Source organism: Kitasatospora sp. NPDC059795 (assembly GCF_042732175.1).
GTDB lineage: Bacteria > Actinomycetota > Actinomycetes > Streptomycetales > Streptomycetaceae > Kitasatospora.
Genome location: NZ_JBHWID010000015.1, coordinates 28,110 through 51,881, shown reverse-complemented (window position 1 = coordinate 51,881; position 23,772 = coordinate 28,110). Strand labels below are relative to the sequence as shown.

Sequence of the window (23,772 nt, the reverse complement as noted above, 5' to 3'; positions counted from 1 at the left end):
CCTTTCCTATCCGTCCACCGGCAGCAGCCGCATGGTGTGCACGCCGGCCGCGGTGAGCGCGGCGACGATCCGCTCCCCGGCGATCTTGCGGACGGACGCTCCGCAGGCCGGGCAGGTGAAGCTGTAGAAGGTGCGCTCCCGGCTGGCGCCGAGCGCCAGCCGGAACTCCTCGGCCGGGAGTTCGACCTTCTCCCGGCACTGCGAGCAGTACACCTTGAATCTGGTGCCCTCGGTCACGTGGTTCGGACCTGTCCGTCCCGGTAGTGCTCCAGCGCGGCCAGCGCGGCGGTGCGGGCCTGTTCGGCGAGCTGCGGCGGGGCGGTGATCCGGCCGTCCCGCCCGAGCCGCAGGGCGAGCGTGCGCAGCCCGGACGGTTCGGCGGAGCGCAGGGTGATCCGCAGGCCGCCGTCGGGGAGCTCCTCGGCGCTGTCGTGGGTGTAGTACTCGGCGACCCAGCGGCCGCCGGGTCCGACCTCGACCACGACCTGCGGGTCGTCGGCGGCGGGCGCGACCAGGCCGGCGGACAGGTCGCGGGGCTGCAGCCGGGGCGGGTTCGCGGGCTCGTCGAGGACCTTGATCTCGGCGATCCGGTCGAGCCGGAAGGTCCGCCGGTCCTCGGAGGTGCGGCACCAGCCTTCCAGGTAGGTGTGGCCCTCGGTGACCAGCCGGATCGGGTCGACCTCGCGCTCGGTGAGCTCGCCGCGGCCGTGCGACCAGTAGCGCAGCCAGATCAGCCGGCCCTCGCTGAGCGCCCGGTCGATGTCGGCGAAGACGGTGCCCTCGGCCTCGAAGGTGACGCCGATCCGGGCGGCGGACTCGGCGCTCTCGCCGGCCGCGTCCTCGATCTTGGCGACGGCCCGGGTGAGCGCCTGCCGGTCCCGCTCGCGCAGGCCGGGGAGCCCGGCGACGGCCCGGGCGGCGACCAGCAGCGCGGTGGCCTCGTCGGCGGCCAGCCGCAGCGGCTGCGCGACGTCGTCGACGTTGTGCCACCAGATCCGCTCGCCGTCGGTGTCGATGTCGAGCAGGTCGCCGCCGCGGAAGGAGGTGCCGCACATCGGCAGCACGTTGAGGTCGCCGATCAGTTCGCGCTCGGTGATCCCGAACGCCCGCGCCACCTCGGCCACCTCGGCCCCGGGCCGCTCGCGCAGGTAGGTGACCAGCGACAGCATCCGCCGCGTCTGGTCGATCGCGTTACTCACTGTGCAACCTCCGCGAGACCGGCGACGGCGCGCAGCCGGTCGATGACGTCGGCCCGCAGGTCCTCGGGGCCGATCACGATGACGTCGGGGCCGTACTCGGCGAGGTCGGCGCCCAGGCCGTTGCCGTACGGGATGTCCAGCTCGTCCCAGTCGGCGTCCACCGGCCGGGTGTCCAGCGCCCGCTGCCGCAGCGGGTACGCGGCGCCCCGCCGGATCCGCACCACCGCCACGGCCGTGGCGCCCTCGCCCGCGAACCGGGCGACCACGGCGCGCACGTCGACGTGCTCGGGGACGTCGCCGGTGAACGCGCCGGCCCGGGAGCGGACCTTGCCGGTGATCCGGGACAGCCGGAACACCCGGGCGGAGCCGCGGTCGCGGTCGAAGCCGGCCAGGTACCAGTGGCCGCGCCAGCACTCCAGCGCCCACGGCTCGACCGAGCGCGGCTCGGCGCTGGCGGCGCCGGCCTTGCGGTACTCGAACGTGACGGGCCGCCGGTCGCGGGCGGCGGTGAGCAGCGGCTCGAACGCGGCCTCCCGGCCGGGGATCCGCGGCTCCAGCGCACCGTGCTCGCGCTCCTCGGCGAACGGCACGCCGGCGGCCCGCAGCTTCTGCAGGGCGCCGCTGGCCGCGCCGGACATCTTGGCCTGCTGCCACACCCGGGCGGCGAGGGTGAGCGCGGCGGCCTCCTCGGCGTCCAGGGCGATCTCGGGGAGGCGGTTGCGGTCGCGGCGGGCGAGGTAGCCCACCTCGCCGTCCAACGCGTTCTCGTCCACGTCGATGATCAGGCCGAGTTCGCGCAGGTCGTCCTTGTCGCGCTCGAACATCCGGTTGAAGGCGTCCTCGGAGCCCTGTTGCCAGGCCTCTCTGTACGCCTCGACGGATTCGCGCAGCTCTTTCTTGGAGAGCGGACGCCGGGTGTTCATCAGGCACAGGGCGAGGTTCATCAGCCGCTCTGCCTTGGCGATCGCCATCGCTGACCTTTCCTCCGATCGGGGGGTGACCCGCCTGACCGTACCGGTCCGGACACGCTCGGCGAAAGCCGAACCCCCGGCTGCGTGCGCAGCCGGGGGTTCGGTGGTGCGTCCGAGGTCAGACGCCCAGCAGGTCCACCACGAAGATCAGGGTGGAGCCGGCCGGGATCAGCGGGCTCGGGGACTGGTTGCCGTACGCCAGGTGCGGCGGGATGACCAGCTCGCGGCGGCCGCCGACGCGCATGCCCTCGACGCCCTGGTCCCAGCCCTTGATGACCCGGCCCCCGCCCAGCGGGAAGCGGAAGGTCTGGCCGCGGTTCCAGGAGGCGTCGAACTCCTCGCCGGAGGCGAAGGTGACACCGACGTAGTGGACCTCGACGACCGCGCCGGCCTTGGCCTCGGCGCCGTCGCCGACCACGATGTCGCGGATCTGGAGCTCGGTCGGGGCGTCGCCGCCCGGGAAGTCGATCTCCGGCTTGGTCAGGCTCACTGTTGCTCTTCTCGTTCGGTTGCGTGAACGCTGCTCATCCTAAACAGAAGCGGCGGCCGGTCAGTCCTCGCCACCGACGCCGGCGTCCAGGATGTCGATCACGAACACCAGCGTGGAGTTCGCCGGAATGCCGTTGCTGGCCTGGTCCTTGTAGGCCAGCGAGGCGGGGATGACCAGCTCGATGCGGCTGCCGATGTTCTGGCCGACGATGCCCTTGTCCCAGCCCTCGATGACGCTGCCCGCACCGGTGGCGAAGCTGTACGCCTGGTTGCGGTCGAGCGAGGAGTCGAACTTCTTGCCGTCCTTGTACAGCGCGCCGGTGTACTGGACGACGACCTTCTCGCCGGACTCGATCTTGCGGCCCTTGCCCTGGATCAGGACGTGCGACTTCAGCTCGGTCGGGTCGGCGGCGCCGGGCACCGGGATGATGTCGAACGGCTTCTTGCCGTTGTCCTTGACCTGCGGCATGTCGGCCGGCGGCGCGGTCATCTCGCCGCTGAGCACCGCGTCGGGCGCGGTGGCCTGCCGGATGTCCAGGACGAAGACCAGGCTGTCGGTGGCGCCGATGCCGAGCTGGGTGTTGCCCTGGGCGCCGAACGCGGCGGCCGGCGGGGCGACGACCAGCACCCGGCTGCCGGCCTTGTGGCCGCTGACGGCCTTGTCCAGCGCGGGGATCAGCTTCCCGGCCTCGGCCTGGAAGAGCTGCGGCTTGCCGCCCTTGTCCCCGTACGAGCCGGGGATCTCCTTGCCGGTGTTCCAGTCCAGGGCGGTGTAGTCGATGGAGACCCAGTTGCCCTTCTCGACCTTCGGACCGCTGCCCGCGGAGAGCTCCTTGACGACGAAGGTGCCGTCCGGCTTGTCCTGCGGCACGGTGATGTTGGCCTTGGTGCCGAAGTCGCCGGTGACCGTGGGCAGCGCCTTGGCGCTGTCCTTGATCGGCGGGACGGGCTCCTGGCTCGGCGAGTCGGTGGCGGCGGGCTTGGCCGCGTCGGACTTCGCGGCGGGCTTGTCGTCGCCCTTGTTGACCTGGTACATGGTGATCGCGGAGCCGATCAGCAGGACCGCGAGCACGGTGCCGAGGATCGCGCCGAGGCGGCCGGAGCTGCCCGGGTCCTCGTTGTATCCGGCCTCGGAGGTGTCGGCCTTGCGCTGGGTGGAGGCGAAGACCTGCGGCGCCTCGTCGCCCTTGTCCCCGGCGCCGGGCGCCGGGGCCGACTGCGGGTCCCAGCCGGCCTGGGTCAGCATCTCGGCGGGGACGAGGATCGACTCGCGGTCTCCTCCCGGCCGGCGCTGCCCGTTGTTGTCGGCCTCGTCCGGGCTCGACGGCTTCTCAGACATGACTCCCCAATTCATCTCGCCCGACGACGCGTGTACCACTGGTGCGGGGCAGCAGTATGGCAGGTCGGCATGAGAGCCGGTCGGTCCGGCCCCGGCCCGCTGCCGGGCGTCGATCAGACAGCTTCCAGGATGTCGATCACGAACACCAGCGTGGAGTTCGCCGGGATCGAGCCGCTGGCCTTGTCGCCGTAGCCCAGCGACGGCGGGACGACCAGCATGACGCGGCTGCCGACGGTCTTGCCGACGAGGCCCTGGTCCCAGCCCTTGATCAGGCTGCCGGTGCCGACCTGCAGCGCCTGCGCGCCGCCGTGGCTCCACGAGGAGTCGAACTGCTTGCCGTCGGCCCAGGTCACGCCGGTGTACTGGACCACCAGGGTCTGCCCGGACTTCACCTCCGGGCCGTCGCCCTTGATCAGCACGTACTGCTGCAGGTCCGCGGGCGGCTGCTCGCCGGAGGGGATGGTGATGGTGGGCGCGGCCTTGCCGTTGTCCTTGACCTGCGGGGCGTTCGCGGGCGGTTCGGTGACCTGCCCGGAGGCGGTGGAGTCCTGCGGCACCGACTGCATGATGTCGAGCACGAACACCACCGTGTCGTCCTTGCCGACGCCGAGCGCCGTCGACCCCTGGGCGCCGAACCCGGCGGCCGGCGGGGCCACCACCACCAGTCGGCTGCCGACCTTCTTCCCCTCGACGCTGACGTCGAACGCCGGCACCAGCTGCCCGGTGCCCGCCTGGTACAGCTGCGGCTTGCCGCCGGAGTCGTAGGAGCTGGTCAGGTCCTTGCCGCTGGTCCAGTCCTTGGCGGTGTAGTTGACGGTCACCCAGTCGTTCTTGTTGACCGTCGCGCCGGTGCCCTCGGTCTCGGTGTTCACCACGAACTGCCCGCTGGGCGGGCCGCCCGGCAGCGTGATCGTCGCTTTCGAGCCGAACTCCCCACTGATCGTGGGCATCGGCGAGGCGGACGCGACCGGGCTCGGCACCTCCACCGGGGAGGCCGTCGTCGAGGGCGTCGACCCGGTGGACTTGCCGGAACTGCTGCTGCACGCGGTCAGCAGCACGGCGGCGAGGGGAACGGAGAGCAGGCAGGCGATTCGACGCATGGGGCCAGCGTATGGCCGGATTCGTCCGGTCCGTCGGAGGCACTCGGGCGTGCCTCCGACGGACCGTCGACGACTTGATCACATTCCGGCGATCAGCTTCTCCACCCGCTCGTCCACCGACCGGAACGGGTCCTTGCACAGCACGGTGCGCTGCGCCTGGTCGTTCAGCTTCAGGTGCACCCAGTCGACGGTGAAGTCGCGGCGCTGCTCCTGGGCGCGCCGGATGAAGTCGCCGCGCAGCCGGGCCCGGGTGGTCTGCGGGGGCACCGACTTGCCCTGGAAGGTCAGCAGGTCGTTGGTGACGCGCTGCGCCTGGCCGTTCTTCTGCAGCAGGTAGAACAGGCCGCGGCGGCGGTGGATGTCGTGGTACGCGAGGTCGATCTGCGCGACCCGCGGGTTGGACATGGTCATCTGGTGCTTGGCGCGGTACTTCTCGATCAGCTGGTACTTCATGATCCAGTCGATCTCGGTGCCGACCTTGCCGAGGTCCTCGGTGCGCACCGCCTCCAGCGTGCGGCCCCACAGGTCCAGGACGCGCGCCACGGTGCCCTCGTTGAGGCCCTTGCGGTCGGCGAACTCCAGCGCCTTGGTGTAGTACTCCTCCTGGATCTCCAGCGCGCTGGCCTCCCGCCCGTTGGCGAGCCGGACCTGGTGGGTGCCCGTCAGGTCGTGGCTGACCTCGCGGATCGCCCGGATCGGGTTCTCCAGCGTCAGGTCGCGCATCACCACGCCGGCCTCGATCAGCCGCAGCACCAGGTCGGTGGCGCCGACCTTGAGCAGCGTGGTGGTCTCCGACATGTTGGAGTCGCCGACGATGACGTGCAGCCGGCGGTAGCGCTCGGCGTCGGCGTGCGGCTCGTCGCGGGTGTTGATGATCGGCCGGGAGCGGGTGGTGGCGGAGCTGACGCCCTCCCAGATGTGCTCGGCGCGCTGGCTGACGCAGTAGACGGCGCCGCGCGGGGTCTGCAGCACCTTGCCCGCGCCGCAGATCAGTTGACGCGTCACCAGGAACGGGATCAGCACGTCCGCCAGCCGGGAGAACTCGCCGTGCCGGGCGACCAGGTAGTTCTCGTGGCAGCCGTAGGAGTTGCCGGCGGAGTCGGTGTTGTTCTTGAACAGGTAGACGTCGCCGGCGATGCCTTCCTCGTGCAGCCGCCGCTCGGCGTCCACCAGCAGCCCTTCGAGGATCCGCTCGCCGGACTTGTCGTGGGTGACCAGCTCGACCACGTCGTCGCACTCGGGGGTGGCGTACTCGGGGTGGGAGCCGACGTCGAGGTAGAGGCGGGCGCCGTTCTTCAGGAAGACGTTGCTGCTGCGGCCCCAGGAGACGACACGGCGGAAGAGGTAGCGGGCGACTTCGTCCGGCGACAGGCGGCGCTGGCCGCGGAAGGTGCAGGTGACGCCGTACTCGTTCTCGATCCCGAAAATTCGGCGGTCCATATGGCGACTCTTCTCTGTGGGAAGCTCCGTGAAACCCTTCGGTGCGGTGATGGATCGTCGGGCGGCCCGCCCGGCAGGTGGCGGGCCGCCGACTCGGTCATTCGGCGGTGGTGCCGTCGTCCTCTTCGGTGGCGGCGCTTTCGTCGCCGCTGAGCAGCCGGGACAGCTGGCTGCCCAGGATGCGCTTGAACTTGCGCTGCTGGACCCGCTGGCGGTCGAGGACGGCGACCTCCAGCTGCTCGGGCGTCAGGGTGCGCGGGCTGCCGCCGTTGGGGTCGCGGGCGAGGCCGTCGACGGCGAGCTTGAGCGCCTCGGTGAGGCTCAGGCCGGCCCGGTGGCGCTGGCCGAGGTAGTTGCCGATGGAGTCGGCGTTGCCGCCGACCACGACGGCGTTCTTCTCGTCCACCACCGAGCCGTCCGGGGTGAGCCGGTAGATCTGGTCGTCGGCGTCGGTGCGGCCGACCTCGGCGACGATCAGCTCGACCTCGTAGGGCTTCTCCCCGACCGAGGAGAAGATGGTGCCCAGGGTCTGGGCATACACGTTGGCCAGGCCGCGGGCGGTGACGTCGGCCCGGTCGTAGGAGTAGCCGCGCAGGTCGGCGTAGCGCACGCCGCCGATCCGCAGGTTCTCGAACTCGTTGTAGCGGCCGACCGCGGCGAACGCGATCTTGTCGTAGATCTCGGAGACCTTGTGCAGGGCGCGGGAGGTGTTCTCCGCGACGAAGACGATGCCGTCGGCGTAGGTGAGCACGACCACGCTGCGTCCGCGGGCGATGCCCTTGCGGGCGTACTCCGCGCGGTCCGCCATGGCCTGCTGGGGCGAGACGTAGAACGGCGTGGACACCGCCGGTCTCCCTTCGGGTGGTTGAGGCGGATTCAGAGCAGCGGGGCCTGCGGACCGTTGGGGTGCTCGCGCCGCTGCTCGGTGATGGACACCGCGATCTCGGTGACCTCTTCCTCGCTGAGCCGCCGGAAGCCGTCCTCGGTGATCAGCGTGACGATCGGGAAGATCTTGCGGGCGAGGTCCGGGCCGCCGGTCGCCGAGTCGTCGTCGGCGGCGTCGTACAGCGCCTGGACGGTGAGGGTGGCGGCCTGCTCGGCGGTCATCCCGTCCCGGTAGAGCTTCTTCATCGCGCCGCGGGCGAACACCGAGCCGGAGCCGGTGGCGGCGAAGCCCGCGCGCTCCTCGGAACGGCCGCCGGTGACGTCGTAGGTGAAGATCCGGCCGCGGCCGAGGTCGAGGTCGTAGCCCGCGAAGACCGGGACGACCGCGAGGCCCTGCATGGCCATCGCCAGGTTGGACCGGATCATGGTGGTGAGCCGGTTGGCCTTGCCCTCGAAGGAGAGCACGGTGCCCTCGATCTTCTCGTAGTGCTCCAGCTCCAGCTGGAACAGGCGCACCATCTCGATGGCCAGGCCGGCGGTGCCGGCGATGCCGACCGCGCTGTACTCGTCGGCCGGGAAGACCTTCTCCATGTCGCGCTGGGCGATGACGTTGCCCATGGTGGCCCGACGGTCGCCGGCGAGCACCACGCCGCCGTCGAACACCGCGGACACGATGGTGGTGCCGTGCGGCGCCTCGATCGTCAGGCCCTCGGGCAGCTGCCGCCGCCCCGGGAGCAGCTGCGGCGCGTGGCTGTCGAGGAAGTCGATGAACGAGGAGGAGCCGGGGGTGAGGAAGGCAGCCGGTAGACGCCCGGTGCCACTGAGGTTGGCTTCCACACGTGTCCTTCCAGATCGAAGATCCAAAGTTGGAGTTGTGCCCCGGACCCTACCCGCTCCGGGGTCCGGATCCACGTTTTCGGTGACGGGCCGCAGAGAAGGCGAGGCCGCAGGCGCGCTCAGGGCACACCTGCGGCGCTCGCCGTGCTCTTTTCCGATGGAAAGGGGGTTTCCCCCTCTCACTCGCCGCCCTTCTGCACGAATCCGCGCACGAAATCCTCGGCGTTGGATTCCAGCACTTCGTCGATTTCGTCCAGGACCGCGTCGACGTCGTCGCTGAGCTTTTCCTGACGCTCCTTGAGGTCGTCCGAGGCCTGGGTTTCCGCGGCCTGCTCCTCGACCTCCTCGGAGGAGCGGCTGGCCCGCTGCTGGCCGCCGCCGGTGTCCTTCTCCGCCATTTTCCTCACCCCGCTCGCTCGGTGTTCTCGTTCAACGCTCGTTGCTCACCTGAATGATTCCCCGTCCGGGAATGTTCACCCGTGGTGATCGAAAAGTTACCCACCGGAGAGGACCCGCACCAGGTCTTCGGCGGTGCGGCACCGGTCGAGCAGTTCCTTGACGTGCGCCTTGGTGCCGCGCAGCGGCTCCATGGTGGGCACCCGCTGCAGGCTGTCGTGCCCGGGCAGGTCGAAGATCACGGAGTCCCAGGACGCGGCGGCCACATCGTCGGCGTACTGCTCCAGGCAGCGGCCGCGGAAGTAGGCGCGGGTGTCGTCGGGCGGCTGGGAGACGGCGCGGAGCACCTCGTCCTCGGTGAGCAGGCGCTCCATCCGGCCGCGGGCCTCCAGGCGGTTGTACAGGCCCTTCTCGGGGCGTACGTCGCTGTACTGGAGGTCGACCAGCTGGAGGCGCGGGCTCTCCCAGGTCAGGGCGTCGCGCTGGCGGTAGCCCTCCAGGATCTCCTTCTTGGCGACCCAGTCGAGCTGCCGGGACAGGCTCATCGGGTCGCGTTCCAGCCGGCCCAGCACGTCCTCCCAGCGGGCCAGCACGTCCATGGTCTGGTCGTCGGCGTCCTGCCCGAAGCGGTCCTCGACGTACTTGCGGGCCAGTTCGCAGTACTCCATCTGCAACTGGACGGCGGTGAGCTTGCGCCCGGAGCGCAGCGACACCAGGTGCTTGAGGTCGGGGTCGTGGGAGATCCGGTGCAGGGTGCGCACGGGCTGGTCGACGGCGAGGTCGACGGCGATGAAGCCGTCCTCGATCATCGACAGGACCAGCGCGGTGGTGCCGAGCTTGAGGTAGGTGGAGATCTCGGAGAGGTTGGCGTCGCCGATGATCACGTGCAGGCGGCGGTACTTCTCGGCGTCCGCGTGCGGCTCGTCGCGGGTGTTGATGATCGGGCGCTTGAGGGTGGTCTCCAGGCCGACCTCGACCTCGAAGTAGTCGGCGCGCTGGCTGATCTGGAAGCCGTGCCCGCCGCCCTCCTGCCCGAGCCCGACCCGGCCGGCCCCGCACACCACCTGGCGGGAGACGAAGAACGGCGTGAGGTGGCGGACGATGTCGGCGAACGGGGTGGCCCGCTGCATCAGGTAGTTCTCGTGGGTGCCGTAGGAGGCGCCCTTGTTGTCGGTGTTGTTCTTGTAGAGCAGGATCCGCTGCCCGTTGGGCAGTTCCAGCGCCCGGGCGGCGGCCGCGGCCATGATCCGCTCGCCGGCCTTGTCCCAGAGCACCGCGTCGCGCGGGTTGGTGACCTCCGGCGACGAGTACTCGGGGTGCGCGTGGTCGACGTAGAACCGGGCGCCGTTGGTGAGGATGACGTTGGCCAGGCCGATGTCCTCGTCGGTGAGCTGACTGGCGTCCGCCACGTCCCGGGCCAGGTCGAAGCCCCGGGCGTCGCGCAGCGGATTCTCCTCCTCGAAGTCCCAGCGGGCGCGCCGCGCCCGGTGCATCGCCGCCGCGTACGCGTTGACGATCTGGGACGAGGTGAGCATGGCGTTGGCGTTGGGGTGCCCGGGCACGGAGATGCCGTACTCGGTCTCGATCCCCATCACGCGCCGTACGGTCATGCGGCCCTCCTGACCCTGTGGGTACTGCCGGTGCAGACGCGCCGTCCGGTTGCGGAGCCTTGCCTGGCGCCGCAACCGGACGGTGTGGTGCGCGTCCTACAGGTACTGCCCCGTGTTGGCGACGGTGTCGATGGAGCGACCGGACTCGGCGCCCTGCTTGCCGGTGACCAGGGTGCGGATGAACACGATCCGCTCGCCCTTCTTGCCGGAGATGCGGGCCCAGTCGTCCGGGTTGGTGGTGTTGGGCAGGTCCTCGTTCTCCTTGAACTCGTCCACGCACGCGGCGAGCAGGTGGGAGACCCGCAGACCGCGCTGGCCGTGGTCGAGGAAGTCCTTGATGGCCATCTTCTTCGCCCGGTCGACGATGTTCTGGATCATCGCGCCGGAGTTGAAGTCCTTGAAGAACAGCACTTCCTTGTCGCCGTTGGCGTAGGTGACCTCCAGGAAGCGGTTCTCCTCGGTCTCCGAGTACATCCGCTCGACCACCGACTGGATCATGGCGGCGACGGTGGCGGGCACCGAGCCGTCGTGCTCCTTGACGTCGTCGGGGTGGAACGGCAGCGAGTCCTTCAGGTACTTGGAGAAGATGTCCTTGGCCGCCTCGGCGTCCGGCCGCTCGATCTTGATCTTGACGTCCAGGCGGCCGGGCCGCAGGATCGCCGGGTCGATCATGTCCTCGCGGTTGGAGGCGCCGATGACGATGACGTTCTCCAGGCCCTCCACGCCGTCGATCTCCGCCAGCAGCTGCGGGACGATGGTGTTCTCCACGTCCGAGCTGACGCCGGAGCCGCGGGTGCGGAACAGCGACTCCATCTCGTCGAAGAACACGATGACCGGCGTGCCCTCGCCGGCCTTCTCCCGGGCCCGCTGGAAGACCAGGCGGATCTGCCGCTCGGTCTCGCCCACGTACTTGTTGAGCAGCTCGGGGCCCTTGATGTTGAGGAAGTAGCTCTTGCCCTGCGGCCGGCCCGTCACCTCGGCGACCTTCTTGGCCAGCGAGTTGGCGACCGCCTTGGCGATCAGCGTCTTGCCGCAACCGGGCGGGCCGTACAGCAGCACGCCCTTGGGCGGCCGCAGTTCGAACTCCTTGAACAGGTCGGCGTGCAGGTACGGCAGTTCCACCGCGTCCCGGATCTGCTCGATCTGGTTCGACAGGCCGCCGATCTGCCGGTAGTCGATGTCCGGGACCTCCTCGAGGACCAGTTCCTCGACCTCGGACTTCGGCACCACCTCGTACACGTACCCGGAGCGCGGCTCCAGCAGCAGCGCGTCGCCCGCCCGCAGGGTCAGTGCGCGGAGCGGCTCGGCGAGCCGCACCACCCGCTCCTCGTCGGTGTGCCCGACCACCAGGGCCCGGTCGCCGCCCTCCAGCACCTCCTTGAGGGTGACGATCTCGCCGATCCGCTCGAACTCCATCGCCTCGACGACGTTCAGCGCCTCGTTGAGCATCACCTCCTGGCCGCGGCGCAGCTCGTCCAGCTCCACGCCGGGGCTGACGTTGACCCGGAGCTTGCGACCGCCGGTGAAGATGTCGGCCGTGCCGTCCTCGTTCTTCTCGAGGAAGACGCCGAATCCGGCGGGCGGCTGGGCGAGCCGGTCCACTTCCTCCTTGAGGGCCACGATCTGGTCGCGGGCCTCGCGCAGGGTGGCGACGAGCCTCTCGTTCTGGGCGGTCACACCGGCCAGGTTGGTCTGCAGCTCGACGATCCGCTCCTCAAGCACCCTTGAGCTGCGCGGAGAATCGGCGAGCCGGCGCCGAAGGACGGCGATCTCCTGCTCGAGGTAGGAGACCTGCGCGGCCTCGTCGGACCCCCGTGCGGGCCTGCCGGCGCTGCGGTCGTAGTCGTCATCGTTGGCTGCCACGGTCCTCACCTCCTCCTGGGGGAGCTGGACGACCCAAACCTACCTGGGACCAGGGTCATGTAAACCCCTAGATCAGAAAGATGGATCGGGCGTGTCCGATGTTCGCCCTGCGCGCTTCCCCTCTGACAAGGAGATGCCCACCCCTCAACGGTTCAAAGCAGCGCGGATGTATCGTGACAGGAATGTCCCCGAATGCGGGGCGACCAGAGCAGAAACGGCAGGGGCAATGGCGGGGACGGGCGAGGCACTCGAAGTCTGGATCGACCAGGATCTGTGCACCGGGGACGGGATCTGCGCGCAGTACGCGCCCGAGGTCTTCGAACTCGACATCGACGGACTCGCCTATGTGAAGGGCGAGGACGACGAGTTGCGCCAGCAGCCCGGCGAGAGCGCGCCCGTCCCGCTGACGCTCCTTCAGGACGTCGTCGACTCCGTGAAGGACTGCCCCGGCGACTGCATCCACGTCCGCCGGGCCGCCGACGGCGTCGAAGTGTACGGCCCGGACGCGGACTGACGGTCCGTCACGCGGTGTGGGCGGGGCTCCGGTTCTCGGTCTTCGCCCACCCGCCGGAAGCGCTGCGCTTCCACACCAACTCGACCTTCAGGTCCGGCGAGAAGCGCGGCACGTCGTCCGAGGAGTAGCCGCGGGCCGCGCCCCGGATCGAACCGTCGCTGCGGATCGCCAGCTCGGTCAGCGTGTAGCCGTCCCGGTCCGAGAGCAACTCGACCGGCCGGCCCGCCCCTTCCACCACGAACACCTGGTCCGGCGGCGTCCCCATGTCCGCCTGGCAGTGCGCCGCGAGCACCCCCAGCGCCTTCCCGTCCACCACGGCCGACGCCTTCAGGCTCACCGCGACGGGGAACGGCCCGCACTCCATGGGCAGTTGGACCTTCGACAGGTCCACCTCCGGCACCACCGCGGCCTCCGACTGATGCGCCGTCACCACCGCCCCGGTCGCCGAGGTCGCGCCCAACGCCCCGCCCACCACGGCGAGACACCCCGCCGCGACCAGCGCCCAGTGCTTCAACCCCGACTGCGCATGCACCACGAACTCCCCTTCCGGTGCCCGCATTTTCGCACACCGGGGAACAGGCCCCGAAAGGCAGGTGGGACACAAACAGGGGCGCGGGGGGACTGCGCGAAGCGGAAGACACCCGTCCGCAAGGTCGCGACGCGGGCAATGACTTGCCGTTGATCGCGACCTTGCTGACGTGCGCTTCTCGCTCGCGCGAGTCTCCCCGCGCCCCTGCTGGTGAACCCGCTAGCTCAGGTCCCGACCGTCGTGCGCCGCGGCCTCCCGCTGCGCCTTGCGGACCGCGGCCCGCTCCGCGAGCGTGAGCTCCGGCTCCGTGGCGTCGTAGTCCTCGCCGTAGGCGCCCTTCGCCGGGCGGCGGCGGCGCAGCGGGGGCTCGACGCCGTCGGCGAGGCGGCGGGCGGTGAGGAGGAAGCCGGTGTGGCCGATCATGCGGTGGTCGGGGCGGACGGCGAGGCCTTCGAGGTGCCAGGTGCGGACCATGGTCTCCCAGGCCTGCGGCTCGGTGAAGGTGCCGTGCTCGCGCAGCGCCTCGACGGTGCGGGACATCTGCGTGGTGGTGGCCACGTAGCAGCAGATGAGGCCGCCGGGGACGAGCGCCTCGGAGGCGACGTCCAGGCACTCCCAGGGGGCGAGCATGTCGAGGATGACGCGGTCGACGTCGGTCTCGACCAGGTTGTCCTGGAGGTCGCCGACGGTCAGCTTCCACGCGGGGTGCGGGCCGCCGAAGTAGCGTTCGACGTTGCTGCGGGCGATGTCCGCGAAGTCCTCACGCCGCTCGTAGGAGGCGAGCATGCCGGTGTCGCCGACGGCGCGCAGCAGGTAGGTGGAGAGGGCACCGGAGCCGACGCCCGCTTCCACCACCCTCGCGCCGGCGAAGATGTCGGCCATGGCCAGGATCTGCCCCGCGTCCTTGGGGTAGATCACGGCCGCGCCGCGGGGCATGGAGAGGACGTAGTCGGGGAGCAGGGGGCGCAGCGCGAGGTACGGGACGTTTCCCGTGGTGCGGACGACCGTGCCCTCGGGAGCGCCGATCAGCTCGTCGTGCGGGAACGCACCCTTGTGGGTGTGGAATTGGTTCCCGGCCTGGAGCGTGAACGTGTAGTGGCGGCCCTTGGGGTCGGTCAGCTGGACCTGGTCCCCGACCTGGAAGGGCCCGCGTCGGCGGGCGGCACCGGTCGGTTCGGACATGGGGGCCATCCTACGGGCTCCGGAGGGCTCCCCCGACCACATGATCGGTTCAGCCGGTCGGTCGGCCGAGAAGGGCGGCGGTGAGGCGGCGTTCGAGGTCGGCGAGGGTGAGCACGCCGTAGACGCTGCCGTCAGCGCGGACGACCAGGTATTCGGAGGCGGGGGCGCGGCGCAGGGTGTCCAGGATCTGTTCGCCGGCCAGGTCGACGGGGATGGTGTGGCCGGGTTCGAGGTCGCGGGCGACGGCGGAGACGGCGACCCAGGGGCGGCGGTGCTCGGGGACGTTGGCGACCGCGGACTCCTTGACGAGCGCGGTGGGTTCGCCGCGGCCGTCGACCACGACGACGGCGCCGGCCTGGGCCTCGTGGGCGCGGCGGAGGGCTTCGCCGAGGGGGGTGTCGGCGGTGACCTCGACGCTGCGGCGGGCCAGGTCGCGGACCTTGAGGCCGGGGAGGATCTGCTTGAGGCGGGCGTTGCGCAGCGAGTTGCCGGCGCCCTGCCAGATGATGAAGCCGAGGACGGCGGCGAGTACGCCGTCGAGCATGGCTTCGCCGGTGGAGCGTTCGGCGTTCTGGGCGGCGCCGACGATCGGCAGGCCGAGGACGACGGCGACGGCGAGGGCGCGGCCGGTCCAGACGGCGGCGACGGTGCCCTTCATGGGGTCGCCGGTGGCGGCCCAGACGACGGCGCGCAGCATCCGTCCGCCGTCCAGCGGGAGGCCGGGCAGCAGGTTGAAGGCGGCGACCACCAGGTTGGAGATCATCAGGCCGGCCAGCAGCACGCCGGGGACGGTGGCGGGTTCGACGGCCTTAAAGCCGGCCCAGAAGGCGCCGGCCAGCACCAGGGAGAGCAGCGGGCCGACCAGGGCGAGCCAGAACTCGCGCCAGGGCCGGTCGGCCTCCTTCTCGATCTCGGAGACGCCGCCGAGGAACTGGAGCTGGATGCGGCGCACGCCGAGCTTGTAGCGCAGGCCGACGAGGGTGTGCGCGAGTTCGTGGACCAGGACCGAGCCGTAGAAGGCGACGGCGAAGGAGAAGGCGAGCAGGTAGCGGGCGGCGCCGAGTTCGGGCAGGACGTCGGCGAGCCGGCTGCCGAAGAGCCAGGTGATCAGTGCGGCGACCAGGAACCAGGACGGGGTGACGTAGACGGGCACGCCGAACGGGCGGCCCATCAGGATGCCGCCGCGGGGCGGTTCGCCCCCGTCCGGCGAGTCCGGTGTCCCGGGTGCCCGCCCCTTGGTGTCGTTCACCGTGCTCCCTCCGCGAACCCTGTGGTTCCTCGTACGCTACGTGATCTCCGGGCGGCAGCGGCGGCGCACCCCGCTCTCCTTTGCCATACCCACCTCTTCGACCGAGCTGTCGGTCCGGTGCAATAGGGTCGGGGCATGCAGCAGACCGACCCCACGCCCACTGCCCGCCCGGCGGCCGCGCCGACCGGGCTGTCGCCGTCCCGGGCGGGTGACTTCATGACCTGCCCGCTGCTGTACCGGCTGCGGGTGATCGACCGGCTGCCGGAGCCGCCGAGTGCGGCGGCGACCCGGGGGACGCTGGTGCACGCGGTGCTGGAGCGGCTGTTCGACCATCCGCCGGCCGACCGCACCCCCGAGCGGGCCCGGGGCCTGCTGGCCCCGCAGTGGGAGCGGCTGCTCGGGGAACGGCCGGAGCTGGCCGAACTGTTCCCGGACGAGCCGGCGAAACTGGCCGGCTGGCTGGGCGACGCCGAGCAGCTGGTGGAGAAGTGGTTCCGGCTGGAGGACCCGACCCGGCTGCACCCGGTGGAGCGCGAGCTGTACGTGCAGACCGCGCTGGCCTCGGGCCTGCTGCTGCGCGGCTACATCGACCGGGTCGACGTCGCGCCCAGCGGCGAGGTGCGGCTGGTGGACTACAAGACCGGCCGGGCGCCCTCGCGGGACTTCGAGGGCAAGGCGATGTTCCAGATGAAGTTCTACGCGCTGGTGGTCTGGCGGTGGAAGGGCGTGCTCCCCAAGCGGCTGCAGCTGGTGTATCTCGGCGGCGGCGGCGACGTGGTGACGTACGACCCGGACGAGGCCGACCTGCTGGCGGTGGAGCGGAAGCTGGAGGCGCTGTGGGAGGCGATCTCGGCGGCGGTGGCCTCCGGTGAGTTCCCGGCGACCCGCAACCGGCTGTGCGACTGGTGCGACCACAAGGCCAGCTGTCCGGAGTTCGGCGGCACTCCCCCGCCGTACCCGCTGCCGCTGGCCACTCTGACCAATCCCCGCAAGGAGTCGTAGGTGACGATCCGTGTGCTGCTGGTGGACGACCAGCCGCTGCTCCGTACCGGTTTCCGGATGATCCTGGAGGCGGAGTCCGATCTGGTGGTGGTCGGCGAGGCGGGCGACGGGCAGCAGGCGCTGGACCAGGTCCGCGCGCTGCAGCCGGACGTGGTGCTGATGGACATCCGGATGCCGCGGATGGACGGCGTGGAGGCGACCCGCCGGATCGCCGGCCCGGACCGCAGCGGCCCGGCGAAGGTGCTGGTGCTGACCACCTTCGACCTGGACGAGTACGTGGTGGAGGCGCTGCGCGCGGGCGCCAGCGGCTTCCTGCTGAAGGACGTGCCGGCCGAGGAGCTGGTGCAGGCGATCCGGGTGGTGGCGGACGGCGCGGCGATGCTCGCCCCGTCGGTGACCCGCCGTCTGCTGGACATGTACGCCACCAAGCTGCCGTCGGGCGACGAGGCGCCGCCGCAGGCGCTGACGGTGCTGACGGAGCGCGAGGTGGAGGTGCTGCGGCTGGTGGCGCGGGGTCTGTCGAACGCGGAGATCGCGGCCGAGCTGTTCGTCTCCGAGACGACGGTGAAGACCCACGTCGGCCATGTGCTGACCAAGCTCCAGCTGCGCGACCGGGTGCAGGCGGCGGTGTACGCGTACGAGAGCGGCCTGGTGCGCCCGGGCGCCCTGTAGTCCTACTCCGCCGGAACGCCGACGGCCCGTCACCCCCGAGGGGGTGACGGGCCGTCGTGCTGCTTGGCGAATCGTTACTTCTTGTTGCGGCCGATCAGCCAGAACCGGAAGCGGCTGGTGTTGTCGACGGTGGTGTCGACGCCGGTGACACCGTTCTTGTACACGTAGAACGACTTGTTCTGGTACAGCGGGAGCATCGGCACGGAGTCGGCCAGGATGTTCTGGATCTGGGCGTACGCGCCGGCGCCGGTGCGGTCGGTGAGCTTGATCGAGTCCGGCACCAGCTTGTTGCTGATCTGCGGGCTGTCCCAGTTGTTGTGGAACGCGCCGCCGTCGACCACCAGCGGGGAGATGTAGTCGTCCGCGTCGACGTAGTCGGGGGTCCAGCCGATCAGGTAGGCCTGGTAGCTGTTGTTCGACCAGTTCGCCAGGAAGGTGTTCCAGTCGGCCTCCTGCTGGACCGTCACCTGGAACAGGCCGCTGGCGTCCAGCTGCTTCTTGACGTTCTCCAGCTCGGCGGCGCCGGCCCGGGAGCGGGACCAGGTCAGGTTGATCTTGACCGGGGTGGTGATGTGCGCGTCGGTCAGGAGCTTCTTGGCCTTGGCGACGTCCGGCTCGCCGTACTTGTCGAAGAAGGCGGTGTTGTGGCCGACCACGCCGGCCGGGACGACCGAGTACAGCGGCAGCACGGTGCCCGCGTACACGTCGTGGGCCAGCGCCTTGCGGTCGAGCAGCTGGGCCATGGCCTGGCGGACCGCCTGCTTGGAGCCGACCTCGTCCTTGGTGTTGAAGACCAGGTAGAAGGTCTCGGCGCTGTCGCCCTCGGCGACCCGCAGGTTGCCCTTGCCGGACTGGTCGTCGGTCTTGATCTGGGCGGCGGTCGCCGGGTCCAGACCGTTGGCCGCGATGTCGATCTCGCCCTTGTCGAGGCCTGCCTTGAGGTCTTCCGCCTTCTCGTAGAAGCGGACGGTGAACTTGCTGTTCTCCGGCTTGCCGGCGGCGCCCCGGTAGGTCGCGTTCGGCGAGAGCGTGATCTTGACGGGGCTCGGGCCCTTGTTCTCGATCGCGTCGACCCGGTACGGCCCGGAGCCGACCAGCTTGTCGTTGGCGAGCAGCTTGTCGGCCGGGAAGACCTGGTGGTCGACGATCGCGCCGGCCGGCGAGGCGAGCTTGGCCGGGAGCACCGCGTCGGGGGTCTCCAGGTGGAAGATCACCTCGGAGTCGCCGTTGGTCTCCACCGACTTGATGGTGGACAGCAGCGGGGTCGGACCGGTCGGGTCGTTGATCTTCTTGGTGCGGTCGATCGAGAACTTGACGTCCTCGGCGGTCACCGGGTGCCCGTTGGTGAACTTCAGCCCGGACTTCAGCGTGCACTTGTACGTCATCGTGTCGCTGCCGGTGAACTGGCAGGACTCGGCGGCGTCCGGCTGCGGCACGGTCGCACCGGGCGGGAAGGACAGCAGCGACTGGAAGGAGTTGTTGAGGACCAGCCAGGAGCCGATCTCGTACGCGCCGGCCGGGTCCAGGACGGTGGTCCCGTTGGTGGTGCCCAGCGTGACGGCGGCGCCGTTGTCGCCGCCGTTGGCGACCTTCTCCACGGACGCGCAGCCGGCCGCCGTGGTGGCGACGAGCGCGGCGCAGCTGAGCACGGCCAGGCGGTTGGGCGTAGTCATGCGGGGTGGTCTTCCTCACTGCGTGCGGCCGGCTCGCCCCGGAGGCCCGCGTCCGGCCGCCGGGGTGGGGCGGCAGGGCGCAGGCCGGTACGACCGCGCGGGCGCCCGCCTGCCGATGTCTGACGGCGGTGGGCGGCGGCACGGGAGGGCGTCTGATCCGTTGTAGCGTGCCACATCGAATCCGGCTGGTCACCGTCTGTTCGAACCTTGGGTGGACGGCAGGCGACGGAACGTGGCGTCCGGGCCGACGAGTTGTCTGCCATTGCCCGTTTTCACACCTGCTGCCGGATACGGTCCGCGTACCCACGGACGCGGAGGGGAACCGGAAATCCGCGGGAACGAGACGAAGGTCACACTCGGGCGCCGGCCAGCGTGCGCAGCACGTCGAGGTCGACGTGTTCGAGGGAGGGCAGCACCAGTCGGCCGGGGCCGGGTTCGATGGCGGCGATGGAGGGGACGGCGATGACGGGGCAGCCGGCCGCTTCGGCGGCGGCCACGCCGGTGGGGGTGTCCTCGACGACCACGCAGCGCGCCGGGTCGGCGCCCAGGCGGGCGGCGGCGGTCAGGTAGGGGTCGGGGAACGGCTTGGTGCGCGGCACCTCGTCGCCGGCCACCGTGAAGGCGAAGTTCTGCGCGCCCAGGCTGCGCAGCACGATGTCGATGATGTGCCGGTGCGAGGCGGACACCAGGGCGGCGGGGATGCTGTGCGCGGCGAGGGTGTTGAGCAGCCGCTCGGCGCCGGGCATCAGCGGGACGCCGCCGGCCAGCAGGTCGACGAAGCGCCGGTTGATCTGGGCGCCGAGGTCGGCGGGGCGGATCGCCGCGCCGGTGCGGGTGAGGAGGTAGTCGATGACGCGGGTCATCGGGCCGCCGACCACGTGGGTGCGGTCTTCGGCGGTGAGGCGGTGGCCGAGTTCGGCGAACAGGTCGACCTCGGCCTGCCACCAGAAGTCCTCGGTGTCGACCAGAGTGCCGTCCATGTCGAGCAGCACGGCCTGCAGGCCGCTGCCCTCGCCGTCTCCGCCGACTCGGACCGGGGTCGAGACCGTCGTCATGCGCGCCGTCCTTCCGGGGGTCGTCCGGAGCGCACTGCGTCCGGGGATGGCACGGGCCGGCCCGCTGGTGAGCGGACCGGCCCGTTCAGGATCATCAAGAATACGCCCGCCGGAGCGGATTGCACCGGGCGGCGGCGAGGCGAACGGATGATCCCCGGTTGAAGTTCTCCCCGCGCCCGGGGCCCAGGGCCTGTCCGGCCCTAGCGGGCGTTGAAGTACTTGGCCTCCGGGTGGTGCAGCACGATGGCGTCCGTGGACTGCTCGGGGTGCAGCTGGTACTCCTCGGAGAGGATCACGCCGACCCGCTCGGGCTTGAGCAGTTCGGCGATCTTGGCGCGGTCCTCCAGGTTGGGGCAAGCGCCGTAGCCGAGCGAGAAGCGGGCGCCGCGGTACTTGAGGGCGAACATGTCCTTGACGTCCTGCGGGTCCTCGTCGCCGAAGCCGAGTTCGTAGCGGACCCGGGCGTGCCAGAACTCGGCGAGCGCCTCGGCGAGTTGCACGGACAGGCCGTGCAGTTCGAGGTAGTCGCGGTAGGAGTTGCCGGCGAACAGCTCGTTGGCGGCCTCGGAGATCCGGTTGCCCATGGTGACGACCTGCAGGCCGACCACGTCGCGCTCGCCGCTCTCCTCGGGGCGGAAGAAGTCGGCGAGGCACAGGCGGCGGCCGCGGCGCTGGCGGGGGAAGGTGAAGCGGGTGAGCTCGGCGTCGTCCTCGCCGTAGACGATCAGGTCGTCGCCCTTGGAGTTGGCCCGGTAGTAGCCGTGGACGACGGCGGGCTCCAGCCAGCCCTCGGTCTGCAGGCGGTCGAGCCAGCCGCGCAGCCGGGGGCGGCCCTCGGTCTCCACCAGCTCCTCGTAGGACGGGCCGCCGGAGCGGCCGCCCTTGAGGCCCCACTGGCCCTTGAAGAGGGCGTCCTCGTCGAGCCAGGAGGCGTAGTCCTGGAACGGGATGCCCTTGATGATGCGGTCGCCCCAGAACGGCGGGGTGGGCACCTTGTTGTCGATCGCGACGTCGGAGCGGATCTGGCCGAGGTTGACCTCCTCCGGCTCGTCGATCTCGACCCGGGCGTGCCGGCGCTGCCGCAGCTCGGGCAGCACCACGCCGGGGACGCCGCGCTTGACGCCGATCAGGGCGTCCATCAGGCGCAGGCCCTCGAAGGCGTCGCGGGCGTAGCGGACCTCGCCGTCGTAGATCTCGTGCAGGTCCTGCTCGACGTAGGCGCGGGTGAGGGCGGCGCCGCCGAGGATCACCGGGTAGTCGGCGGCCAGGCCGCGCTGGTTGAGCTCCTGCAGGTTCTCCTTCATGATCACCGTGGACTTGACCAGCAGGCCGGACATGCCGATCACGTCGGCCCTGTGCTCCTGGGCGGCCTCGACGATCGCCGAGACGGGCTGCTTGATGCCCAGGTTGACCACGTTGTAGCCGTTGTTCGACAGGATGATGTCGACCAGGTTCTTGCCGATGTCGTGGACGTCGCCCTTGACGGTGGCGAGCACGATGGTGCCCTTGCCCTCGCTGTCGGACTTCTCCATGTGCGGTTCGAGGTGCGCGACGGCGGCCTTCATCACCTCGGCGGACTGCAGCACGAACGGCAGCTGCATCTCGCCGGAGCCGAACAGCTCGCCGACCACCTTCATGCCGGACAGCAGCGTGTCGTTGATGATCTCCAGCGCGGGGCGCCCGGTCAGCGCGGCGTCGAGGTCGGCCTCCAGGCCGTTGCGCTCGCCGTCGATGATGCGGCGCTGCAGGCGCTCCTCCAGCGGGAGGGCGGCGAGCTCCTCGGCCTTGGAGGCGGCGCTGGACGCGGCGGAGACGCCCTCGAACAGCTGGAGCAGCTTCTGCAGCGGGTCGTAGCCCTCGCTGCGGCGGTCGTAGACCAGGTCGAGGGCGGCCTGCCGACGGTCGTCGGGGATCCGGTTCATCGGGAGGATCTTGGCGGCGTGCACGATCGCCGAGTCGAGGCCGGCCTCGACGCACTCGTGCAGGAAGACCGAGTTGACGACCTGGCGGGCGGCCGGGTTGAGGCCGAAGGAGATGTTCGACAGGCCGAGGGTGGTCTGCACGTCCGGGTGGCGGCGCTTGAGCTCGCGGATCGCCTCGATGGTCTCGATGCCGTCGCGGCGGGACTCCTCCTGGCCGGTGGCCAGGGTGAAGGCCAGGCAGTCGACCAGGATCGAGCTCTCGTGGATGCCGTACTCGCGGCCCAGCTGCTCGATCAGCCGCTCGGCGATGGCGACCTTCTTGTCGGCGGTGCGGGCCTGGCCCTCCTCGTCGATGGTGAGGGCGATCAGGCCGGCGCCGTGCTCGCGGGCCAGGCCGGCGATCCGCCCGAACCGGGTGTCGGGGCCGTCGCCGTCCTCGTAGTTGACGGAGTTGAGGACCGCGCGGCCGCCGAGCATCTCCAGGCCGGCCCGCAGCACGGGCGGCTCGGTGGAGTCCAGCACGATGGGCAGGGTGGAGGCGGTGGCGAGGCGGCCGGCGATCTCCTTCATGTCGGCGACGCCGTCGCGGCCCACGTAGTCGACGCACAGGTCGAGCAGGTGGGCGCCCTCGCGGATCTGGTCGCGGGCGATCTCCACGCAGGTCTGCCAGTCCGCGGCGAGCATCGCCTCGCGGAACTTCTTCGAGCCGTTGGCGTTGGTGCGCTCGCCGATCGCCAGGTAGGACGTGTCCTGCCGGAACGGGACCGCCTGGTACAGCGAGGCGGCGGCCGGCTCGGGCTTCGGCTCACGCGCGGCCAGCGGGCGGCCCTGCACCCGCTCGACGACCTGGCGCAGGTGCTCGGGGGTGGTGCCGCAGCAGCCGCCGACCAGCGAGAGGCCGTAGTCCCGGACGAACCCCTCGTGGGCGTCGGCGAGTTCCTCGGGGCTGAGCGGGTAGTGCGCGCCGTCCTTGGTGAGCACCGGCAGGCCCGCGTTCGGCATGCAGGACAGGCCGATCTTGGCGTTCTTCGCCAGGTAGCGCAGGTGCTCGCTCATCTCGGCGGGGCCGGTGGCGCAGTTCATGCCGATGAAGTCGATGCCGAGCGGCTCCAGCGCCGTCAGCGCCGCGCCGATCTCGGAGCCCAGCAGCATGGTGCCGGTGGTCTCGACGGTGACCTGCGCCAGCACCGGCAGGTCCAGGCCGGCCTCGGCGAGGGCGTCCTTGCAGCCGAGCACGGAGGCCTTGGTCTGCAGCAGGTCCTGGCTGGTCTCCACCAGCAGGGCGTCGGCGCCGCCCGCGATCAGGCCGGCCGCGTTCAGCCGGAAGCCCTCGCGGACGGTCTCGAAGGTGGTGTGACCGAGCGTCGGCAGCTTGGTGCCGGGGCCGATCGAGCCGAGCACCCAGCGGGTGCGGCCGTCCTCGGCGGTGTACGCGTCGGCGGTCTCGCGGGCGATCCGGGCGCCGGCCTCGGACAGTTCGAAGATCCGGTCGGAGATGTCGTACTCGCCGAGCGCCGAGTGGTTGGCGCCGAAGGTGTTGGTCTCCACGCAGTCCACGCCGACCGCGAAGTACGCGTCGTGCACCGAGCGGACGATGTCCGGGCGGGTCACGTTGAGGACCTCGTTGCAGCCCTCCAGCTGCTGGAAGTCCTCCAGCGTCGGTTCCTGGGCCTGGAGCATCGTGCCCATGGCTCCGTCGGCGACCACCACCCGGGTGGCGAGCGCCTCGCGCAAGGCGTCGGCGCGGTCCTGCTGGGCGGACGTGGGTACAACGGTGGCCATGTGGCTGCTCCCTGAGTGCGACGGCTGTCGGCTATGCGAACCCACCTGTCCCGGGGACGCACC

21 protein-coding genes are annotated in these 23,772 nt (G+C 70.7%); 3 read left to right on the top strand and 18 right to left on the bottom strand.

The features are described 5' to 3' along the window. Positions 1–6: 6 nt before the first annotated feature. The 12 genes from ACFV4P_RS27140 to arc form a co-directional block, all read right to left on the bottom strand. Positions 7–237 (bottom strand): hypothetical protein, encoded by a 231-nt coding sequence (locus tag ACFV4P_RS27140; protein ID WP_073808620.1) that lies wholly within the window; start codon positions 235–237, stop codon positions 7–9. Next, positions 234–1,169 (bottom strand): YafY family protein, encoded by a 936-nt coding sequence (locus tag ACFV4P_RS27135; RefSeq protein WP_073809511.1) that lies wholly within the window; start codon positions 1,167–1,169, stop codon positions 234–236. The genes ACFV4P_RS27140 and ACFV4P_RS27135 overlap by 4 nt, the downstream gene beginning before the upstream one ends. A 26-nt stretch (positions 1,170–1,195) precedes the next feature. After that, positions 1,196–2,170 (bottom strand): helix-turn-helix transcriptional regulator, encoded by a 975-nt coding sequence (locus ACFV4P_RS27130; RefSeq protein ID WP_380475367.1) that lies wholly within the window; start codon positions 2,168–2,170, stop codon positions 1,196–1,198. Positions 2,171–2,288: 118 nt separating this feature from the next. Beyond that, positions 2,289–2,660 (bottom strand): FKBP-type peptidyl-prolyl cis-trans isomerase, encoded by a 372-nt coding sequence (locus tag ACFV4P_RS27125; RefSeq protein ID WP_030913967.1) that lies wholly within the window; start codon positions 2,658–2,660, stop codon positions 2,289–2,291. Positions 2,661–2,720: 60 nt separating this feature from the next. Further along, the gene (locus ACFV4P_RS27120) at positions 2,721–3,998 is read right to left on the bottom strand and encodes an FKBP-type peptidyl-prolyl cis-trans isomerase (protein WP_380475365.1); all 1,278 of its coding nucleotides are present in this window, start codon (positions 3,996–3,998) and stop codon (positions 2,721–2,723) included. Between the two features lie 113 nt (positions 3,999–4,111). After that, on the bottom strand, positions 4,112–5,098 hold the full coding sequence (locus ACFV4P_RS27115; protein ID WP_380475363.1) for an FKBP-type peptidyl-prolyl cis-trans isomerase: 987 nt from the start codon (positions 5,096–5,098) through the stop codon (positions 4,112–4,114). A 78-nt stretch (positions 5,099–5,176) separates the two neighbouring features. Next, positions 5,177–6,538 carry a Pup--protein ligase gene (gene pafA / locus ACFV4P_RS27110; RefSeq protein ID WP_043911520.1) on the bottom strand — a complete coding sequence of 454 codons (1,362 nt, stop codon included), beginning with the start codon at positions 6,536–6,538 and terminating at the stop codon, positions 5,177–5,179. Between the two features lie 97 nt (positions 6,539–6,635). Beyond that, complete coding sequence (prcA, locus tag ACFV4P_RS27105; protein WP_380475361.1) at positions 6,636–7,382, bottom strand: proteasome subunit alpha; 747 nt, start codon at positions 7,380–7,382, stop codon at positions 6,636–6,638. Between the two features lie 32 nt (positions 7,383–7,414). After that, the gene (gene prcB / locus ACFV4P_RS27100) at positions 7,415–8,260 is read right to left on the bottom strand and encodes a proteasome subunit beta (protein WP_073808626.1); all 846 of its coding nucleotides are present in this window, start codon (positions 8,258–8,260) and stop codon (positions 7,415–7,417) included. Positions 8,261–8,439: 179 nt separating this feature from the next. Then, on the bottom strand, positions 8,440–8,658 hold the full coding sequence (locus ACFV4P_RS27095) for a ubiquitin-like protein Pup (protein ID WP_035868822.1): 219 nt from the start codon (positions 8,656–8,658) through the stop codon (positions 8,440–8,442). A 96-nt stretch (positions 8,659–8,754) separates the two neighbouring features. Next, positions 8,755–10,266, bottom strand: a complete 1,512-nt coding sequence (gene dop, locus ACFV4P_RS27090) for a depupylase/deamidase Dop (RefSeq protein WP_380475359.1) — start codon at positions 10,264–10,266, stop codon at positions 8,755–8,757. Positions 10,267–10,362: 96 nt separating this feature from the next. After that, positions 10,363–12,129: a proteasome ATPase gene (arc, locus tag ACFV4P_RS27085; RefSeq protein WP_380475357.1), complete on the bottom strand. Its 1,767-nt coding sequence runs from the start codon at positions 12,127–12,129 to the stop codon at positions 10,363–10,365. A 226-nt stretch (positions 12,130–12,355) separates the two neighbouring features. On the opposite strand from arc, the gene ACFV4P_RS27080 reads away from it, so the two are divergent. After that, positions 12,356–12,643 carry a ferredoxin gene (locus tag ACFV4P_RS27080; RefSeq protein WP_073808631.1) on the top strand — a complete coding sequence of 96 codons (288 nt, stop codon included), beginning with the start codon at positions 12,356–12,358 and terminating at the stop codon, positions 12,641–12,643. 7 nt (positions 12,644–12,650) lie between these two features. Here the strand turns inward: ACFV4P_RS27080 and ACFV4P_RS27075 are convergent, their stop codons facing one another. The 3 genes from ACFV4P_RS27075 to ACFV4P_RS27065 all read right to left on the bottom strand — a co-directional run bounded on the left by ACFV4P_RS27075 (position 12,651) and on the right by ACFV4P_RS27065 (position 15,603). After that, on the bottom strand, positions 12,651–13,178 hold the full coding sequence (locus ACFV4P_RS27075; protein WP_380475355.1) for a hypothetical protein: 528 nt from the start codon (positions 13,176–13,178) through the stop codon (positions 12,651–12,653). Between the two features lie 213 nt (positions 13,179–13,391). Then, positions 13,392–14,354 (bottom strand): tRNA (adenine-N1)-methyltransferase, encoded by a 963-nt coding sequence (locus ACFV4P_RS27070; RefSeq protein WP_073808634.1) that lies wholly within the window; start codon positions 14,352–14,354, stop codon positions 13,392–13,394. Positions 14,355–14,403: 49 nt separating this feature from the next. Continuing rightward, entirely contained in the window at positions 14,404–15,603 is a 1,200-nt protein-coding gene (locus tag ACFV4P_RS27065) for a site-2 protease family protein (RefSeq protein WP_380475353.1), read from the bottom strand. A gap of 135 nt (positions 15,604–15,738) precedes the next feature. Here ACFV4P_RS27065 and ACFV4P_RS27060 point away from each other — a divergent pair, with 135 nt between their 5' ends. Further along, entirely contained in the window at positions 15,739–16,605 is an 867-nt protein-coding gene (locus tag ACFV4P_RS27060; protein ID WP_073808637.1) for a RecB family exonuclease, read from the top strand. Further along, positions 16,606–17,277 carry a response regulator transcription factor gene (locus tag ACFV4P_RS27055; RefSeq protein WP_073808639.1) on the top strand — a complete coding sequence of 224 codons (672 nt, stop codon included), beginning with the start codon at positions 16,606–16,608 and terminating at the stop codon, positions 17,275–17,277. It abuts the gene before it with no gap. A 74-nt stretch (positions 17,278–17,351) separates the two neighbouring features. On the opposite strand, the gene ACFV4P_RS27050 is transcribed toward ACFV4P_RS27055, so the two are convergent. The 3 genes from ACFV4P_RS27050 to metH form a co-directional block, all read right to left on the bottom strand. Beyond that, positions 17,352–18,950: an ABC transporter substrate-binding protein gene (locus ACFV4P_RS27050; protein ID WP_380475351.1), complete on the bottom strand. Its 1,599-nt coding sequence runs from the start codon at positions 18,948–18,950 to the stop codon at positions 17,352–17,354. A gap of 350 nt (positions 18,951–19,300) precedes the next feature. Further along, entirely contained in the window at positions 19,301–20,005 is a 705-nt protein-coding gene (locus ACFV4P_RS27045; protein ID WP_380475349.1) for an HAD family hydrolase, read from the bottom strand. A 200-nt stretch (positions 20,006–20,205) separates the two neighbouring features. Further along, a complete protein-coding gene (metH, locus tag ACFV4P_RS27040; RefSeq protein ID WP_380475347.1) occupies positions 20,206–23,709 on the bottom strand; it encodes a methionine synthase in 3,504 nt (1,167 codons plus the stop codon). Between the last annotated feature and the right edge of the window lie 63 nt (positions 23,710–23,772).

What these genes read in the sequence shown, in the direction of transcription:
- ACFV4P_RS27135 (WP_073809511.1), bottom strand. Translation starts at nt 1,169, where the DNA reads ATGCTGTCGCTGGTCACCTACCTGCGCGAGCGGCCCGGGGCCGAGGTG.
- ACFV4P_RS27130 (WP_380475367.1), bottom strand. Translation starts at nt 2,170, where the DNA reads ATGGCGATCGCCAAGGCAGAGCGGCTGATGAACCTCGCCCTGTGCCTG.
- ACFV4P_RS27120 (WP_380475365.1), bottom strand. Translation starts at nt 3,998, where the DNA reads ATGTCTGAGAAGCCGTCGAGCCCGGACGAGGCCGACAACAACGGGCAG.
- ACFV4P_RS27115 (WP_380475363.1), bottom strand. Translation starts at nt 5,098, where the DNA reads ATGCGTCGAATCGCCTGCCTGCTCTCCGTTCCCCTCGCCGCCGTGCTG.
- pafA (WP_043911520.1), bottom strand. Translation starts at nt 6,538, where the DNA reads ATGGACCGCCGAATTTTCGGGATCGAGAACGAGTACGGCGTCACCTGC.
- ACFV4P_RS27095 (WP_035868822.1), bottom strand. Translation starts at nt 8,658, where the DNA reads ATGGCGGAGAAGGACACCGGCGGCGGCCAGCAGCGGGCCAGCCGCTCC.
- dop (WP_380475359.1), bottom strand. Translation starts at nt 10,266, where the DNA reads ATGACCGTACGGCGCGTGATGGGGATCGAGACCGAGTACGGCATCTCC.
- ACFV4P_RS27080 (WP_073808631.1), top strand. Translation starts at nt 12,356, where the DNA reads ATGGCGGGGACGGGCGAGGCACTCGAAGTCTGGATCGACCAGGATCTG.
- ACFV4P_RS27070 (WP_073808634.1), bottom strand. Translation starts at nt 14,354, where the DNA reads ATGTCCGAACCGACCGGTGCCGCCCGCCGACGCGGGCCCTTCCAGGTC.
- ACFV4P_RS27060 (WP_073808637.1), top strand. Translation starts at nt 15,739, where the DNA reads ATGCAGCAGACCGACCCCACGCCCACTGCCCGCCCGGCGGCCGCGCCG.
- ACFV4P_RS27050 (WP_380475351.1), bottom strand. Translation starts at nt 18,950, where the DNA reads ATGACTACGCCCAACCGCCTGGCCGTGCTCAGCTGCGCCGCGCTCGTC.
- ACFV4P_RS27045 (WP_380475349.1), bottom strand. Translation starts at nt 20,005, where the DNA reads ATGACGACGGTCTCGACCCCGGTCCGAGTCGGCGGAGACGGCGAGGGC.
- metH (WP_380475347.1), bottom strand. Translation starts at nt 23,709, where the DNA reads ATGGCCACCGTTGTACCCACGTCCGCCCAGCAGGACCGCGCCGACGCC.